The sequence below is a fragment of the Providencia sp. PROV205 genome, from assembly GCF_028479505.1.
Classification (GTDB): domain Bacteria; phylum Pseudomonadota; class Gammaproteobacteria; order Enterobacterales; family Enterobacteriaceae; genus Providencia; species Providencia huaxiensis.
In genome coordinates, this window is sequence record NZ_JAMPNU010000016.1 from 14115 (window position 1) to 31691 (window position 17577).

At 39.3% G+C, this 17577-nt stretch carries 13 protein-coding genes; 6 read left to right on the forward strand and 7 right to left on the reverse strand.

Features of this window, described 5'->3' with window-relative positions:
* Positions 1 to 40: 40 nt before the first annotated feature.
* The 5 genes from nadS to phoB form a co-directional block, all read right to left on the reverse strand.
* Positions 41 to 343: a NadS family protein gene (nadS, locus tag PR800_RS10580; RefSeq protein WP_004905562.1), complete on the reverse strand. Its 303-nt coding sequence runs from the start codon at positions 341 to 343 to the stop codon at positions 41 to 43.
* A gap of 168 nt (positions 344 to 511) precedes the next feature.
* Positions 512 to 835, reverse strand: a complete 324-nt coding sequence (locus PR800_RS10585) for a type II toxin-antitoxin system RelE/ParE family toxin (RefSeq protein WP_164454990.1) — start codon at positions 833 to 835, stop codon at positions 512 to 514.
* Between the two features lie 162 nt (positions 836 to 997).
* On the reverse strand, positions 998 to 2323 hold the full coding sequence (gene brnQ / locus PR800_RS10590; RefSeq protein WP_166266675.1) for a branched-chain amino acid transport system II carrier protein: 1326 nt from the start codon (positions 2321 to 2323) through the stop codon (positions 998 to 1000).
* Positions 2324 to 2813: 490 nt separating this feature from the next.
* Positions 2814 to 4124 (reverse strand): phosphate regulon sensor histidine kinase PhoR, encoded by a 1311-nt coding sequence (phoR, locus tag PR800_RS10595; RefSeq protein WP_102139007.1) that lies wholly within the window; start codon positions 4122 to 4124, stop codon positions 2814 to 2816.
* Between the two features lie 23 nt (positions 4125 to 4147).
* A complete protein-coding gene (gene phoB / locus PR800_RS10600; protein WP_102139006.1) occupies positions 4148 to 4837 on the reverse strand; it encodes a phosphate regulon transcriptional regulator PhoB in 690 nt (229 codons plus the stop codon).
* 286 nt (positions 4838 to 5123) lie between these two features.
* On the opposite strand from phoB, the gene sbcD reads away from it, so the two are divergent.
* From sbcD to PR800_RS10620, 4 genes are all read left to right on the forward strand, one after another.
* Complete coding sequence (gene sbcD, locus PR800_RS10605) at positions 5124 to 6338, forward strand: exonuclease subunit SbcD (protein WP_166266673.1); 1215 nt, start codon at positions 5124 to 5126, stop codon at positions 6336 to 6338.
* A gap of 1 nt (position 6339) precedes the next feature.
* Positions 6340 to 10023 carry an AAA family ATPase gene (locus tag PR800_RS10610; RefSeq protein ID WP_272530774.1) on the forward strand — a complete coding sequence of 1228 codons (3684 nt, stop codon included), beginning with the start codon at positions 6340 to 6342 and terminating at the stop codon, positions 10021 to 10023.
* A 487-nt stretch (positions 10024 to 10510) separates the two neighbouring features.
* A complete protein-coding gene (locus PR800_RS10615; RefSeq protein ID WP_272530775.1) occupies positions 10511 to 11110 on the forward strand; it encodes a nitroreductase family protein in 600 nt (199 codons plus the stop codon).
* 430 nt (positions 11111 to 11540) lie between these two features.
* Positions 11541 to 11840 (forward strand): hypothetical protein, encoded by a 300-nt coding sequence (locus tag PR800_RS10620; RefSeq protein WP_102139002.1) that lies wholly within the window; start codon positions 11541 to 11543, stop codon positions 11838 to 11840.
* A 192-nt stretch (positions 11841 to 12032) separates the two neighbouring features.
* On the opposite strand, the gene PR800_RS10625 is transcribed toward PR800_RS10620, so the two are convergent.
* The gene (locus tag PR800_RS10625) at positions 12033 to 13982 is read right to left on the reverse strand and encodes a bifunctional 2',3'-cyclic-nucleotide 2'-phosphodiesterase/3'-nucleotidase (protein ID WP_272530777.1); all 1950 of its coding nucleotides are present in this window, start codon (positions 13980 to 13982) and stop codon (positions 12033 to 12035) included.
* A gap of 799 nt (positions 13983 to 14781) precedes the next feature.
* Entirely contained in the window at positions 14782 to 15687 is a 906-nt protein-coding gene (gene mak, locus PR800_RS10630) for a fructokinase (RefSeq protein ID WP_166266667.1), read from the reverse strand.
* A gap of 203 nt (positions 15688 to 15890) precedes the next feature.
* On the opposite strand from mak, the gene rdgC reads away from it, so the two are divergent.
* Complete coding sequence (gene rdgC / locus PR800_RS10635) at positions 15891 to 16796, forward strand: recombination-associated protein RdgC (RefSeq protein ID WP_272530778.1); 906 nt, start codon at positions 15891 to 15893, stop codon at positions 16794 to 16796.
* Between the two features lie 237 nt (positions 16797 to 17033).
* Positions 17034 to 17549, forward strand: coding sequence for a GNAT family N-acetyltransferase (locus tag PR800_RS10640; RefSeq protein ID WP_102138998.1), 516 nt, complete (start codon positions 17034 to 17036; stop codon positions 17547 to 17549).
* Positions 17550 to 17577 lie beyond the last annotated feature (28 nt).

A 17577-nucleotide genomic window follows, 5' to 3' on the forward strand; every position in this document is an offset into this window, starting at 1 on the left:
CGCTGTCGAAGGATCCAACCCCTTCACTGATGGGGTTGGATTAAATATGAATGGCCCTCAACTCATTAATCAGGCTTGGTTTCTTTTCTAAAAGATACAACAATTTGAGGGCTATTCCTGATGGAAACCGACGTTGTTGTTCCCAGCTACGGACCAAATCAACACTAGAACCTATCGCTTCTGCAAACTCTTGTTGTTTCATACCAGAGTGTTTACGAATAGCTTTAACATCTGGTAGTTCGAAGCGATGAATATTTTCACTAGCAGGAACTAATTCACCTTTCTCGATAGCAACCATCTCTTCTAAGCTACTCACTAAATCGTCAAAAAGCTTTTTTCCCATACCATTATCCTTATTACATAACTCATTCAATTCTATATTTTAAATAATTCGAGCGGCAGTTAGGTGATAAAGGAAGATAGACGGAAAGCATAGATAAACTATGTGACTCGGCTATCTGAGCGTAATCAACACCGCTGCAACTTGAAAGATTACGAGTATATTTAACCATTAAGCAAGCTTTTGAATGATTGCTCGTAAAATCGCTTTTTCTTGTTCATTCAAATCTTCCTTTGCGTTCTTAGTATAAATCGTAAGCAAATACAACCTACCGCTCATGGTTCTGTTATAATAGATAACCCTAACACCACCACGTTTTCCTTTATTTAAGGCTCTCCAACGTATTTTTCTACATCCTCCAGAGCGGCTTATTACGTCACCATACTCATAGTTTTCTAATAAGAAGGCCTGAAATAATTGAAATTCATTATCTTCCATAATTAGTTTACGTTGCTGACTAAAAATTCTAGTTTCAACAAACTCTAAATAATTCATTTGCACCTCCTTGCGCATTTCCTATCCAATCTACTAGTACTCCGTACTAACTTCAACAAAAAAATATCATTAGCCCCATTCAAAACGAGTTATGTAACCGCTCTGGTTACACAAAAAAAGGCCGCTAACATTAGCGGCCCTTCGATTCAATAATTGAAATTACTATACTTGTTTATGCTGCGCAGCGGGTGCCACAAACTTATCGCATAAAATCGCAATAACCATCACAACAATAGTGGGTAATACCCAGACTAAATCTTGTTTATACAGTGGCATTGCGGTCATCCATTCAGGGATATAACCTTTAAGATGATCTGACGCTTTTACCGCACCAATTAAACCAACCACAAAACTGACTAACATTGTCGGTGCAATCACTATCGTAGGGTTTTTCCACCACTTCAAAGTAAAGCTTAATAAAATTAATACGATACAAGGTGGATAAATTGAAACTAGCACCGGTAATGAGAAGGCGATTAGCTTACTTAAACCTAAGTTTGAGATCACCATAGAGAACACACCCAGGATCAGCACCAGTTTACGGTAAGAGATCGGTACATAGCGGCTAAAGAACTCTGCACAAGCACACGTTAAGCCTACAGCCGTTACCATACAAGCAACAAAGATTAATACCGCAAGGAAGAAGCTACCATAATTACCAAAAGTATATTGGACATAGGTATGTAAAATATCAGCGCCATCCGCAGGGTTTGGAATTAACGAACCACTATTCTCACCTAACTTAAACAGTGACAAATAGACCAGCGTTAATAATACCCCTGCAATTAACCCTGCCCACATAGTATAACGGGTTAATAATGAAGAGTTTTCGATACCCCTTGAACGCGCAGCATTAACAATAACGATACCAAATACCATCGCACCGAGGGTATCCATTGTCAGGTAACCATTGATAAAGCCGTTCGAGAAAGCCATCTCACGGTATTCTATTGTAGAAGGGATCGGGTCCCCCGCTGGCCACATAACAGCCGCAATACCCAAAATAGCCAGAGCTAACATTTTTACAGGCGCTAAAATGTGCCCAACGCTATCGAGCAATTTTCCTGGGTATAATGAAATACCGATAACGAGAACGAAGTAAACCACGCTGTAGATCAGTAACAGCAAATCGGACTCACCACCGAATAAAGGTGCGATGCCGACTTTATAGGACACAGTTGCCGTTCTTGGTGTGGCAAATAGTGGCCCTACCGACAAATAAGCAACAACAGCCAATAGTAGCCCTGCAGTTTTGCCGACAGGCGTACTGAGCGCTTCAATGCCCCCACCTACTTTAGCCAGCGCAATAACCGTTAAAACAGGTAGACCCACACCAGTAACCAAAAAACCTAGTGCGGCAGTCCAAACTTGCTCCCCTGCCTGCAAACCAACCATAGGGGGAAAGATAATGTTCCCTGCCCCGACGAATAACGCAAAAGTCATAAAGCCTAATGCGATGATATCTCTTGATGATAAACGATGAGCCATATTATGTTATTTTTAAGTGACAAAATAGAAAATTATGGGTTTACACTTAGCAACCCTTTGAAATATATATAGCGAGATAGAATTCTGATAAACATACTGTTAACAATATAAAAAAGTATATTTGCTTGCATCATACGAAATGAAAAGTCAAAAAACAGAAAAATTCGCCAATAACTGACAACAAGTAGAACTTTTATAGGGCAAAAAGGCAATAGCAAACCGAAAAACAAGAATAAATAACTAAACTAATTTTCAGAACTAGTGATTACTTTCAGTAAAATCCCAATACTCGTTATATGCTTTGCTCGAAAAATGAACAACTCATCTTTTTCTGGTGATTATAATTGATTATTTAACAGAGCATATAATTAACATGATGGCAATTATCAGCATTAAATATATATATTTTGAATGGAACACATAAATGCATTGATAAATAGAAATAATCCACTTCATTAATACCTTGATTATATTAATAAAGTGGATTTATTTACTCACTTTTAAGTTTTTTATCATCAACAATTAGCACTGGCGGTAAAGTAAATGAAAACTCACTACCTTTACCTAACTGGCTTGTCACCACCAATTGGCTGCTATGATGTTGTAATGCATGTTTAACAATAGCTAACCCAAGGCCAGTACCTCCACCGCCTTGGCGAGAGCGCGCTTTATCTACCCGATAAAAACGTTCCGTTAAACGAGGGATATGCTCTGCAGGTATCCCTTGCCCGTTATCTCTCACACTAAAGCGAGCCCCTTGCCCACTTCTTTGCCAATCAACCCAAATTTTTGTGCCCTCAGGCGTATGGCTAATCGCGTTATAGACTAAATTTGCCACTGCACTTCGTAATTGTTCTTCATTACCATGGACACGCAATTTTTCATCAACATGAAATTCAAACTGGTGGCGCCCTTGGCTTAAACTGAGTGCTTCTTGTTCAATCATTTTGAGAGTAACAGGGATATTCACTTGCTCATCAAGGTTAATTTGAGGAGCAACTTCGATACGTGACAACTGCAAAAGCTGTTTAACTAAGTTATCCATACGGTGCGTTTGTTCTTGCATGACATGCAGTGCTTTCTTATTAACCGCAGTCACGTTTTCTTGGTCGTCCATCACCTCAAGATAACCTTGAATAACCGTAAGAGGCGTCCGTAATTCGTGGCTCACATTTGCAAAGAAGTCCCTACGCGCCTTTTCCAAACGACGTTTTTCTGTCACATCCCGCGCAACCATCAATAACTGCCCTTCGGTATACGGCAAGATACGAAACTCAACGATTTCACCACTATTGAGCTCAATAGTTAGCGCTTGGTCATAACGTTTAATGGTGAAGTAGCGGCTAAAGTCTGGGTAACGTAATAAATTAAAAATATGCTGTCCGTTATCTTCAGGCCAACGAAAGCCGAGTAAAGCCTGAGCATGGCGATTACACCAAAAGATATTCCCTTCGGTTGTCATCATTACGACGGCATCAGGTAGTGATTCTGCACCACTACGAAACCGTTTAATTAACTGACCTAATTCACGACGGCGTTTTCGATTACGTTGCTGCATCTGGTAGATACCATAAAATATCGGTTCCCACCCACCTCGCCCTTCGGGGGGGAGCATACTTCTATCTAACCATAACCAGTAAGAAAGCTTGAGCAAGTTATACCCATGCCATATCAGTGCAGCAAGTAGCGAGATCACTAATAGCCACGCTAGGTGGCCAATAAAAACCGATAAGATAAGGGCGGGTAAGATAAATAAAAACAGCCCCCAAATCAGCTGCTTAATCGATAAACGTTCAAGCACGCATGGCTCTCCCTTTGTGGTCTTTAGTAACGGACAGAAAAACGATAACCTGTACCACGTACAGTTTGCACCATTTTATCATGGCCTTCCGTCTCTAGTGCCTTTCTTAGCCGCCGAATATGCACGTCAACAGTTCTATCCTCCACATACACATTGGCACCCCATACATAGTTCAATAGCTGTTCTCTACTATATACGCGTTCAGGGTGAGTCATAAAGAAATGGAGTAATTTATATTCAGTTGGGCCCATATCGATAGGGATTTCATTGCTGGTGACACGATGAGAGGTAGGGTCTAACATTAACCCATTCATTTCAATAATGTCTTCCGTCGCCATTGGGGAGATACGACGTAAGATTGCTTTTACCCGAGCAATTAATTCCTTCGGTGAAAATGGCTTAATAAGATAGTCATCCGCGCCAACTTCCAAACCTTTTACGCGGTCTTCTTCTTCTCCTCGTGCAGTTAACATCATGACAGGAACGTCACGTGTTGCGCTATCACGTTTCATATGTTTAATGACTTGGATCCCAGAGCCACCGGGGATCATCCAATCCAGTAGTACGAGGTCAGGTAGCGGGTCAACGAGTTGTGCAATCGCACTGTCATAATCATCAGCTTCAATAGGCTGAAAACCATTCTGTTCTAATACAAAACAAACCATTTCTCGGATGGGCGCTTCATCTTCAACAACTAGAATGCGTCTTGCCATGATTGTTCCTGTAAAATTAAGAAGACATTTAAAATGTGAAAGCATTATGCGTCACTTTTATGACAGAATTATGAATATCAATGGATGAAACTCATATTAATCCTTATTTTAACGGTTAAATGTCATTTAAGTGAAATATTTCCGCAACATAGTTCCGCGACGACATAGTTCCGCAACATAGTAATGGGTAATAAAGTCGCAAACATCCCTCAACGAGTGATATGGATCGGGTATACTTAATTATCGAACGTTCATGCACATTATTGATGATAGGAATTGATAACTCATGCGCATTATTCATACCTCAGACTGGCACCTTGGTCAGTATTTTTTTACCAAAAGCCGTGCGCCTGAGCACCAACATTTCTTAAACTGGCTTGTTGAACAAGTGGAATTACACCAAGTTGATGCTGTCATCGTTGCAGGTGATATCTTCGATACCGGTTCGCCACCGAGCTATGCACGTGAACTGTATAATAAATTTATTGTTGATTTACAAAAAACAGGCTGCCAGCTAGTAATTTTAAGTGGTAATCACGACTCGGTTTCTGTACTCAATGAATCAAGCGCTCTACTTAGTTATTTGAATACACAGGTTATTACGTCTGGAAGTGAACCGCATGTCATTACTTTAGTAAATAAACAGGAACAACCTATTGGTCTCGTCTGTGCCATCCCTTTTTTACGTCCTCGAGATATCCAGCTCAGTATTGCAGGGCAAAATATTGAAGATAAACAACGCTCACTACAAACCGCTATTCATGATCATTACCAAGCCAGCTACCAACTCGCGCTAGAACAGCGAACCGCATTGGGGCTGGATATTCCAATTATTGCCACTGGCCATTTAACGGTTGTCGGTGCAGCCTTAACGGACTCCGTTCGAGATATTTATATTGGTACGTTAGATGCGTTTCCTTCTGGGGCTTTTCCCCCTGCTGACTATATTGCCCTTGGCCATATTCACCGTCCCCAAGTGATTGGAGGGCAAGAAAATATTCGCTACTGTGGCTCACCTATTGCATTGAGTTTTGACGAAACAGCACAACAAAAAAGTGTCTGCCTTGTTGAATTCACCGGAAGCGAATTGACTCAAATCACCCCATTGGACATCCCTATTATTCAGCCATTGCAAAGCATTAAAGGCTCCTTAAGCCAAATAGAACAGCAATTAGAAGCATGGAAAGATTACCTAGGAGATAAACCTGTTTGGTTAGATATTGAAGTTGCTTCACAAGATTACCTCGCTGATATCCAACAGCGTATTGAAGCGTTGACACAAGATCTCCCTGTTGAAGTCGTGATACTGCGCCGTGCACGTAAGCAAATACAGGGACAAAGCCAAACCTTGGCCAATGAAACATTAAGTGAACTCACCGTAGAAGACGTTTTTTTACGTCGCCTTGCCCAAGAGTCTTTAGAGGATCCTGAGCGTGAACAGCGCCTAGTGCAGCTATTTCAACAATCTTATGACGCATTACAAATGAGCAAGGAAAGTTAATATGAAGATTCTAAGTTTACGTTTAAAAAATATTAACTCTCTTCGAGGTGAGTGGAAAATTGATTTCACTGCGGAGCCATTTGTTAGCAATGGCTTATTTGCCATTACAGGTGCCACTGGTGCAGGAAAAACCACCTTATTGGATGCGATTTGCCTTGCGCTTTATCACCGAACACCGCGTTTAAAAACCATTTCTAACGCACAAAATGAACTGATGACTCGCCACACTGGGGAATGCCTTGCTGAGGTGGAGTTTGAGGTCAAAGGCAAAGCTTATCGCGCCTTTTGGAGCCAACGACGAGCAGGAGGAAAGCCTGATGGCAATTTACAACAGCCTAAGGCGGAGCTTGCAACGGTTACTGATGGTAAAATATTGACCGTAAAAATCACAGAGATAAAAGAATTAATAGCAAAAATAACTGGGCTTGATTATGAACGTTTTACCAAATCAATTTTACTCTCTCAGGGTGATTTCGCTGCGTTTTTAAATGCTTCAGAAAAAGAACGCGCTGATTTACTTGAAGAAATTACAGGCACCGAAATTTATAGCCAGATTTCAATTTATGTTTTTAATCAACACAAGCAAGCCAAAATTGACTTAGATTTGCTAAAGGCAAAGGCACAAAGCATTAATTTACTCACTGAAGCAGAACACCAAGAGTTATTAGTACAGCAAAACCATTTACTTGAACAAGAGACTCAAACCAAGCAACAGCGGGCTCGCCACCAACAAGGCGTCAATTGGTGGCAACAATATCACCAACTCACCCAGCGCATGCAATCACTTGATGATGAACTCAAAAAAAATGAGCTTGAGTTCCAATCCGCACAGCCTCAGTTGAAAAGATTGGCTGATAGCGCCCCTGCGGAGTCGCTTCGCCCGTTATGGCAGGACGTTGAGCGCCAGCAACAACAACTCACTGAATACATAAATAAACAACAACAGCTGAAACTTAGCTTGCAAACCCAGCAAGCTGAACGTGCCCCACTGCAAGAGAAGTTGTTGAAATCACAATCCGAGTATCAACAACATCTTGATTTTGCCAAACAACAACATCAATTGATTGATGAAACTGTCAGGCCTCTGGATAACCAAATTGCACAATTGAAACAACAACAGACTGAAATTACGCAACAAATTGAACAACAGCACACAACTCTTCAGCAAAAACAACACTTAGTTAATGAGACTCAAAGTCAGATCCAAACTGCGCACCTTGAGTTAAAGAAACACAACCTATTCCTAGAAGAACACCCAAAAGACGCTGAGCTCAATGCGCACATCGGTAGCTGGCAGCAACAAGGCCATTTTATATTCGAGTTAGCTGATAAACTGGTGAGTTTGCATAAAAAACAACAAATTATTTCAAATGAAGTTACACAATTACAGCGGCAACAGCAGCAGAAAACTGAAAAATTATCCCAAAAACGTCTCGAGTTAGAACACAGCACCGTCACATTCAAAAAACAAGAAGAAAGCTACAAACAAAACCAAGAAAAACATGATATTAATGCCATCAACCAACACATTGAACAGCTACAAGCACGCTTACAACATGCTAAATTATTGCCATTAATATTATCTCAATGCCTTAATGCACAAACGCAAAAACAAAAACAGACCCAAAAAGATGTTGAATTAGCACAAGATATCACCACCACGCAAAAAACATTGAGCATTGCCCTAACACGCATTAATGAATTGACGCCACTCATCAAGCTAACCAATGACAAATTACAATTAGAACAAAAAATTGTTAGCCTAGAGCATGAACGTCAGCAACTCATAGCGGGTAACCCCTGCCCATTATGCGGTGCAACAGAGCACCCTGCCGTTAACGATTATCAATCAATTCACCTCAGTGAAACACAGCAACAACTCATTGAGCTTACAAATAAACTCGACCAATTAAAGCAACAACAAACTCAGTTAGAATCACAACTTTATACACAAAAACAACGCCAAAACGAAAATTTACAACAACAGCAGCAAATCAGAGAACAACTCGATGCCTTTAACTATCAATGGCAAAAGACATGTGAGCAAGCACTCACACCTGAGTTAGCCCAAAATGAACAAGCCGTTACGCTCTTTGTTAATCAATTAACGGAGCAATTAGCTACGCAACAGAAAATAGTGGCCGATATGACCGCGCTAGAGCGCGAATATCAGCAAACCAAGTATCAACTACACGAGCAACAAGCAGGCTTTACCCAATGGCAATCTGATTTGTCATTGATTGAAGAGCGTTTAAAAAACCAAACACAACAACTTGATGAGATCCAAAAAGAATATAACCAATTTCAACAGCGTAAGCAGATACAATTAGATAAATGGCAATCCACTCTTATGCCATTTAACTTAAATGTGCCTGATAAAGATAAATTCGATGAATGGGTTAACGAGATCAGCCAACGCAGTGAGCACTTCAACAACCAAAAAGTGATGGCGCAAACACTTAGCCAACAAATTGAAGTCAATAAAGCCACATTAAAAGTTGAGTTAGAACAACTCGATATTCTTACTCAACAAATTGAACAAGAAAGAAATCGTCTTAAACAAATTGAGCTAGATTTAGAGCAAAAAGCAGCACAACGAAAAACACTGCTTTCAGGTCTAACTATCAACCAATTCATTCAGCAATTGAATGACAAACAAACCATGCTTTTCCAAGCTCAGGAACAATTAAGTAAACAACTCAATGAGACTGATAAAACCATCGCGTCAATGAATGGAAGTTATCAAGCGCTCATAGATGCCAGCGAAAAAACAAAACTGGCACAAACGCAAGCCAATACCCTGTTTACTCAAGCACTTACCGATAGCCCATTTAGTGATCAACACACTTTCCTTAAGGCGTTAATAAGCCATGAAGAAAAACAACAATTGGAAACACTAAAACAACGCATTAACCAAGCACGTATACAGTGTGAAACGCGTTATAAAGAGGGGTTACAGGCCATTGAAGTGCTAAATCAACAACGTATTACTGATTTAGCGACACTGACTGAAACGCAATTACAAACAATTGTTGCCCAACTCGATGAAGAAATTAAGCAAATAAATCAGAGACAAGGCCAGATAATTAACCAGCTCAATACCGATAAGCAACTGCGCCACCAGCAACAAGATTTACTGCAAGAAATAGAGAAAAGTCAGTTAAGTTACGATGATTGGAGCTATCTCAGCTTACTTATCGGTTCCGCTGAAGGGGATAAATTCCGACGTTATGCACAAGGCCTAACATTGGATTGTTTAGTTTCTCTAGCTAATCAACAGCTTGAAAAATTTCATGGCCGTTATTTATTACAGCGTAGCCACCAAGCAAACCTTGAGTTACAAGTTATTGATGGCTGGCAAGCGGATAGCATTCGAGATATTAAAACGCTTTCTGGTGGGGAAAGCTTTTTAGTTAGTTTAGCATTGGCCCTAGCGCTATCCGATATGGTGAGTCATCGTACACAATTAGAATCGCTCTTTTTAGACGAAGGTTTTGGTACTTTAGATGCAGAAACGTTAGATATTGCCCTTGATGCATTAGAAAGCTTGAATGCATCTGGCAAAACTATTGGCGTAATTAGCCATGTGGAAGCAATGAAAGAACGTATTCCTGTACAAATTGCCGTGAAAAAAGGCAATGGGCTTGGCTTTAGCGAACTTCCCGCACAATTTCGTATCATTTAAACCGCATAATTTAACTCAATTCTGTGACTATTCGGGGTGGGGAAAACTCCCCCCCCTAAAATTAACTGCTAATTTAAAGATAGCTAAGTTGTTTAAAAAACGAAATGCATCCACTTTATTATTCCCTACATTGGTAGAGAAAGTTGAGCCCGCTTCAGCGTACTATTTTTGATTAATTTGATACTCTACCTAGGCGCTTTCATTCTCATCTATTTTATCCTCAATTATTTTCTATACATATTATTCTTTTGTGCTTATTAATGCAGTTCATCACCATAAATCGCCACAAAAACTAGCGTTAACATATTGATTTTAAGCAAATAAAAACACCTTATTAACTTAGCGCAAAAATTTGAACCTTATCGTTAAATTTTTTTTCTATGATTTTCCATTCGCCAAGTTATAGTAATAACCATTGAAACACACTACGGCTTCTAAGATTTATTCAATAACATGCCGTGCGCTAATGAAAAGCTAGGAGACTAAAATGTCTAACGCATTTATCGAAATGATTAAAAATCGTCGTACTATCTATAACCTCGGCGATGCTTTACCTGTATCAGAAGAACACGTCACGAGATTAATTAAAGAAGCAGTTAAACACTCACCATCATCATTTAACTCACAAACATCTCGCGTCGTGATTTTATTTGGTGCTGAACACCAAAAATTATGGAATATGACCAAAGAAGCACTGCGTAAAATTGTTCCTGAGCAAGCCTTTGCTTCAACAGAGCAAAAAATTGATAGTTTTGCTGCGGGAGCCGGTTCTATTCTGTTTTTTGAAGACCAAGATATTGTTAAAGGTTTGCAAGAGCAATTCCCTTTATATGCAGATAACTTCCCAATTTGGTCTGAACAAGCCAGTGGTATCGCACAATTCGCAGTCTGGACTGCATTGTCACAAGAAAATATCGGTGCATCTTTACAACACTACAATCCACTGATTGATAATGACGTACAAACAGCATGGAATGTTCCAGCTAACTGGATATTACGCGCTCAAATGGTATTTGGTTCAATTAATGAGCCAGCGGGTAATAAAGACTTTATGGACGACGATGTTCGTTTCAAAGTTTTCAAATAAACTAAAATACTAAGAATTTAAATAATCCTTTCGTAATATATTTACGAGAGGATTTCATTTATTTGATATTATCAAAGTGAATAATTCAACATCATCACTTATGATACCTCCAATTTAAAATTATCACTTATTCTAAATTAACCTAAACTCACAATAAAACATATTTACTCAAAATAGTTCATCGAAACAAAAAGAAACATTCACAATTATACTATTATTATTACACTCGTGTTACCGCCTGATTATTAATTGATCACACAAAATCCAATAGACATATAATTTGATATTTATCAATACATTAACCAACCACCCATCTAAACTCTAAGTATATTTTCATTTTTAGTTTTGCATTATAGATATTTGAACTACACTAAAAGTGAGAGCACAAAAACACGTCCCATCGTGTAAAGTGTTATTAAGGAGGTGGACTATGAAAGGTTTATCTTTACTAACATTTGTTGTTACTATAATCATTTCAAGTTGTTCTTTCACCTATGCAAGTAATAACTCATCAGGAGGTACAATTTCATTTTCAGGTTATATCTATGAGCCACAATGTTCAGTCAAAGTTGAACATAAAGAGCGAGTTAATATTACGTGTTACCGAAAAGGTAAAGATGTATCAATAACAGGTTCTTTAAAAAATGGCCAAAAGGTAGAGTCTGAGTATGTAAAAGTTGAGTATGATAAACACACTAAGTTACCTATGTTAAATGTCTTTTATGAGTAGATCCATAATGTTTACCTTAATCATAACCGCTCGGAATATTTAATGTAAAAATTGTCTTAATATTCCGAGCGCTATTTCCTTAACACCCCTCTTACTTTGCATTCTCACCTCTAAAATTACTTATCAAGCTAATTACTTAGCCACTAAAAAGCCCACCCGTAGGTAGGCTTGAATGATATCAATATGTTTAGATTACTTCTCGGTTAAATCTATTTGATAAATAGCGAAACCAATTTCATCGGTACCGACTTGTTTCATCGGATACTGTGCATTCTCTTTGATGAATTTTGCTGCTTTTTCACTTGGCGCAGTTTCAAAGCGAACATCCAGTTTTTTGTCTGTTTTAATTGGAGTGAATGACCAATTATTCGCGGCTTTAGTCGCAATTTGTCCTTTATCTTTAGACTCTTTAGCAATATAAGCCGCTAAAATAGAACGGTTTTCATCTGGAGATGCAAATGCGACATTATTATCACCTGTTCCCGCAAATTTACCGCCGTAGCCACGGTAGTTATTCGTTGCCACTAAGAAGGTTGCTTTTGGATCAATCGGCTTACCTTGGTAGGTTACATTTTTGATTCGGTTAGCATCTTTGTTGACTGTTTGGCAATCAACATCGTATTTCGCGGGTTGAGTCAGGTCGATTTGGTAATTTACACCACTAATTGTATCGAAGTTATAAGTTCTGAAACCATTCCAATTCAATAAGCTTTGTGGTGCTGTTGATTGTGGATTGATTTGATTGAACATTCCCGCAGAACATTCTAACCATTCAACAACATCGGCGCCTGTCGCTTTCACTACAACTAACGTATTTGGATATAAATATAAGTCAGCGGCATTACGGAAAGTTAAATCACCTTTTTCAACTTCAATAAATTCAGTTGGTGAGTTTTTACGTCCACCAGCTTTAAATGGTGCAGCGGCTGCAAGAACAGGTAAATCAGCCAGATCTGGGTCACCTTGAATAAAGTTTTTGGTGTAATCGACTTGAGCATCATTCACGATTTGTACAGTTGGGTCACTTTGAACCAATGCTAAGAAGCTGTACATGTTTTCGGACGCTTTACCGATATGTTTTCCAACAAACTTGCGGGTATCCTGGTGTTCTTGTTCAATAATTTTCGCCAGTTCGCCATCACGCTCAACCAAGGCTTTCTTATTTGGCTTATCGTAGACAGGGCGTGCGTGAGCGGTTGCATCAACTACTTTCCATGCACCATCATCATTATTGACGACTAAATCAACCACACCTAAATGGTCACCCCACTGCCCTGGCATGACAGCTGGTACGCCATTCACTGTCCCTTTTGCAACATCAACACCTTTGATATCACTGAAATCTTTGCTAGGGAACACGCCGTGTGAGTGACCAAACATGATAGCGTCGATACCCGGAACTTCGCTGAGGTAATAAACTGAGTTTTCAGCCATTGCTTTATATGGCTCTTGAGAGAAACCAGAGTGAGGGATAGCAACAACTAAATCTGCACCCTCTTTTTTCATTTGCGGTACAAATTTTTTCGCAGTTTCAGTGATATCGTTAACTAAAACTTTGCCTTCTAAGTTTGGTTTATCCCAAATAAGGATTTGTGGGGGAACAAAACCAATATAACCAATCTTGATAGTGTGCGTTTTGCCGTCTCTATCTTTAACCGGTGTATCGACAATAATGTATGGGTTAAAGTAGTTTTCACCCGTTTTCGCATCAATAATATTGGCGTTAATGTATGGGAATTTTGCGCCATCAATGGCTTTATGTAAGAATTCTAATCCAAAGTTAAACTCATGGTTACCGAAGTTACCTACGGTATAACCCATAGTATTTAAAAGTTTATGTGCTGGGTGAGATTCACCGTCTTTTAAACCTTCACCTACTATGTAGTCTGCTAATGGGCTACCTTGGATTAAATCTCCGTTGTCCACTAATACTGAGTTTGTTGCTTCTTGTTTAGCGGCTTTAATTAATGTTGCAGTACGTACATAACCAAATTGCTCTATCGGCTTGTCTCTATAATAATCAAAGTCAACGAGGTTGCTGTGAACATCTGATGTTTCCATTACGCGTAAATCAACCGTTGCTGCGTTCGCATTAAATGCGACTAACATAGCAAGTGTTGAAAGTTTTAATACTTTATTCATGTAATCCCCTTAGTTGCCATTATTGAGAGAAAATTGCCTCTCAAATCTGAGTACCTATCTTGTAAAATTGAACAAATAAACAACAAAAATAGCATTAAAATTTTACACTATGTGCATGATGTCAATTTTTAATGATAATACACTGCAAACAGTAACCATTTTTTGTGACTAAATCACGGTTTTCATCTTTTTATTGGGCTTGATTTTTATATAGCTCACAAAAATGAATTAATGATGACAAATTCACCTTAATTAACTCCCATTATTCCATTCAGGATTGATGAATATTTTTCGAAGGAAAAAAAAGAACTGTGATTTATATCACTTAGCATTACAGAAGTTTATTTAACTTAAATCCCCGTATTTTATTTCACCAATAAAACACAGGGATTTTTCTTATCCATTTTTATTTTATAAATCCATTTATCAAATTATTTTCAATTAATCTAAATTTAATTTAAGAAATAAAAGATGATTATTTAATCATTAGTTTTCTAAAGATTTCTCACTTGATTAGAAACCAAATATTTTTCCTAAAGAACCTTTATTTGATTAGAAACTAAGTATTTTTTCTAAATAATTCGAGTTGTGGCAAGGCGGCAAAAGAGGGTATCTCGGGGAGCATACACAAGTATGTGACCCGAGTAACCGAATGAAGCCAACACCGCTACCATCCCATTGGCTCTATTTTCTAACTAATTTACGCTGTCGCTAGGCGGCAAAATGAGGTCATCTCTAGGAGCATACATAAGTATGTGACTAGAGTGACTGAATGAAGCCAACACCGCGACAGCGTAAATTAGGACGAAAACAACCAAGCAGCTCCGCGAACCCCACTCGAATCGCCATGCACCGCTTTACGAATTGGTGTATCACACTCCCCACCAAACACCCATTGACGGATCCTTTCAGGCAGCGCCTCATATAAGTAATCAACATTACTCATTCCGCCCCCTAGCACTATCACATCTGGGTCTAACATATTAATGGCTTGCCCGAGGGCTTTTGCGAGGCGATTAAGGTAGTTTTCGAGTGCGATGACGGCATGTTCATCCCCTATTTGCGCTAATTCAACGATTTCCATTCCCGTTTTTTTGCACCCTGACAGTTTCGTATAGTCAGCCATAAAACCTGTGCCTGAGACAAATAATTCAGTACACCCCGTCAGCCCACAATAACAGCTTTCTGATGCTAGAAATTGCCTATCTTGCTCATCTTGCCATGGTAAAGGGTTATGCCCCCATTCCCCTGCAACGCCATTTCCCCCTGAATGCACCTGACCATTTATCGCAATCCCTGCGCCACAACCGGTTCCGATAATAACAGCAAACACGACTTTCTCGCCTGCTCCTGCGCCATCAACCGCTTCTGAGACAGCTAGGCAATTAGCGTCATTCGCCATTTTTATTTCACGATTTAATAAATAGCTCAAATCAGCATCGAACGGTTTGCCATTAAGCCATGTGGAATTGGCGTTTTTAACTTTTCCTGTCACTGGAGATAAGGTTCCAGGGATCCCAATACCAACACTACCTGACAACCCCGTCGCGGTTTCTGCATCCGCCACTAAACTCGCTATCGCTTTGAGTGTCGCATCATAGTCACCACGAGGTGTTGGAATACGTTTACGAAACAAAGTATTGCCACTGTCATCCAATGCAATAACTTCAATTTTGGTTCCACCAAGATCAATACCGATTCTCATTATGATGCTCTCTACTATTCAAGGTTTTTATATCAGGGTTTCTATCGTTATGATGGCTTGTTTTGAAGCGGATTATCAATAGCTAACTCATCAAATGATAGCAACGCTCAACAACAACGTATTTTTTTTCGCTTAATAACAGACAATTCGCTATCATAGCCCCCTGCTCTAACTGGCTATTTATCAACAAAGGTAGGTTTTTCATGTGGTTCAAGAATATATTAGTCTATCGCCTAAATCGGGATTTGGCACTCTCCGCAGATGATTTAGAGAAACAGCTTGCCGCCCTCGCCTATCACCCTTGTGGTAGCCAAGATATGATGCAAACAGGTTGGGTTTCACCGATGAATGGGGGAGATGCCCTGACGCATGCAGCGGGTAACCAAATTCTTATTTGTGCCAAAAAAGAAGAAAAAATGCTGCCATCTCCTGTAATAAAACAAGAATTACAGGATAAAATTGAAAAATTAGAAGCTGAGCAAGGCCGTAAGCTGAAGAAAACTGAAAAAGATTCATTAAAAGATGAAGTCGTTCATGCTCTCCTTCCTCGCGCATTCAGTAAATTTAGCAAAACCTACATTTGGATTGATACTGCAAATCAATTAATTATTGTTGATGCTGCAAGCGCAAAACGCGCAGAAGACAATTTAGCCTTACTACGTAAAAGCTTAGGTTCTTTACCCGTCGTCCCTCTTACTTTTAAAGACCCCATTGAGCTAACACTCACGGAGTGGATCCGTTCTGGTTCATTACCACAAGGTTTTGCAGTTATGGATGAAGCGGAGCTAAAAGCTATCTTAGAAGAAGGTGGTATTATCCGCTGTAAGAAGCAAGAGCTAATTTCTGATGAAATCGCCACCCATATTGAAGCAGGTAAACTCGTAACCAAACTGGCCTTAGATTGGGAAGAGCGTATCCAGTTCATGTTATCTGACGATGGTTCTCTAAAACGCCTCAAATTTAGTGATACATTAAAAGACCAAAATGATGACATCGCTAAAGAAGACTACGCTCAAAAATTTGATGCTGATTACGTCTTAATGACAGGTGAACTTAGTGCATTAATCGCTCGCTTGATTGATGTATTAGGTGGCGAAGCCGAACACTAAATTTTTCTTCATATCCCCTATTGCTCTCACAATGGCAACTGACACTTAAGTAAGTTGCCATCACTTTTTAGACCCCGCTTACATAGCCACAATTAAGTCATTGACTGGTCGTGAAATCTCTGGTTGATTGATTTATATCCATATCGCAAATTTCTAATATTTAATTATGTTCAACAACAATAATAAAAATAGCCCATCACTGATGATTATGGTCAATATTCTGTCGAAGGAAATGTTATGAAAGAGCTCATCGAACCCGAATTAGATGAAAATTCACTGGTTACCCTACAAAAAGTCACCGCAGATAATTTTTCTGAAATTTGCTTACTAAGTCATACACTTAGTGAAGCACAGCGTAATATGGTGGCTGACAATGCCTATTCCATGGTGGAAGCCCAGTTTTCTGATTGTGCATGGTACCGAGGCATTTACGCTGATGATGTCCCTGTCGGTTTCATCATGCTCCATTCAGGGCTAGATGATGATGAATTAGAATATGATGGCATTATGCTTTGGCGTTTCATGATTGCAGAGCCCTACCAAAAGCTAGGATTTGGCCGAGAAGCCTTGGTACAAGTCATTCAGTATTTAAAAAGAAAAGGTTATCCACGCCTTTATAATAGCTGTGGTGAAGGGGAAGAGAGCCCATTTGAATTCTACAAGAAGCTGGGTTTTGTCCCAACAGGCGCTTATATGGATGATGAATGTGAACTAGTTCTAGATATTACTAATTGGCAAGAACAAGAAGAGTAAGTGTATTGCCAATACGCTAAATTGTTTA

Bases quoted from the DNA above. Each gene is read 5' to 3' on its own strand.
- nadS (WP_004905562.1), bottom strand. From the start codon at position 343: ATGGGAAAAAAGCTTTTTGACGATTTAGTGAGTAGCTTAGAAGAGATG.
- PR800_RS10585 (WP_164454990.1), bottom strand. From the start codon at position 835: ATGAATTATTTAGAGTTTGTTGAAACTAGAATTTTTAGTCAGCAACGT.
- brnQ (WP_166266675.1), bottom strand. From the start codon at position 2,323: ATGGCTCATCGTTTATCATCAAGAGATATCATCGCATTAGGCTTTATG.
- phoB (WP_102139006.1), bottom strand. From the start codon at position 4,837: ATGGCAAGACGCATTCTAGTTGTTGAAGATGAAGCGCCCATCCGAGAA.
- sbcD (WP_166266673.1), top strand. From the start codon at position 5,124: ATGCGCATTATTCATACCTCAGACTGGCACCTTGGTCAGTATTTTTTT.
- PR800_RS10610 (WP_272530774.1), top strand. From the start codon at position 6,340: ATGAAGATTCTAAGTTTACGTTTAAAAAATATTAACTCTCTTCGAGGT.
- PR800_RS10615 (WP_272530775.1), top strand. From the start codon at position 10,511: ATGTCTAACGCATTTATCGAAATGATTAAAAATCGTCGTACTATCTAT.
- PR800_RS10620 (WP_102139002.1), top strand. From the start codon at position 11,541: ATGAAAGGTTTATCTTTACTAACATTTGTTGTTACTATAATCATTTCA.
- PR800_RS10625 (WP_272530777.1), bottom strand. From the start codon at position 13,982: ATGAATAAAGTATTAAAACTTTCAACACTTGCTATGTTAGTCGCATTT.
- mak (WP_166266667.1), bottom strand. From the start codon at position 15,687: ATGAGAATCGGTATTGATCTTGGTGGAACCAAAATTGAAGTTATTGCA.
- rdgC (WP_272530778.1), top strand. From the start codon at position 15,891: ATGTGGTTCAAGAATATATTAGTCTATCGCCTAAATCGGGATTTGGCA.
- PR800_RS10640 (WP_102138998.1), top strand. From the start codon at position 17,034: ATGAAAGAGCTCATCGAACCCGAATTAGATGAAAATTCACTGGTTACC.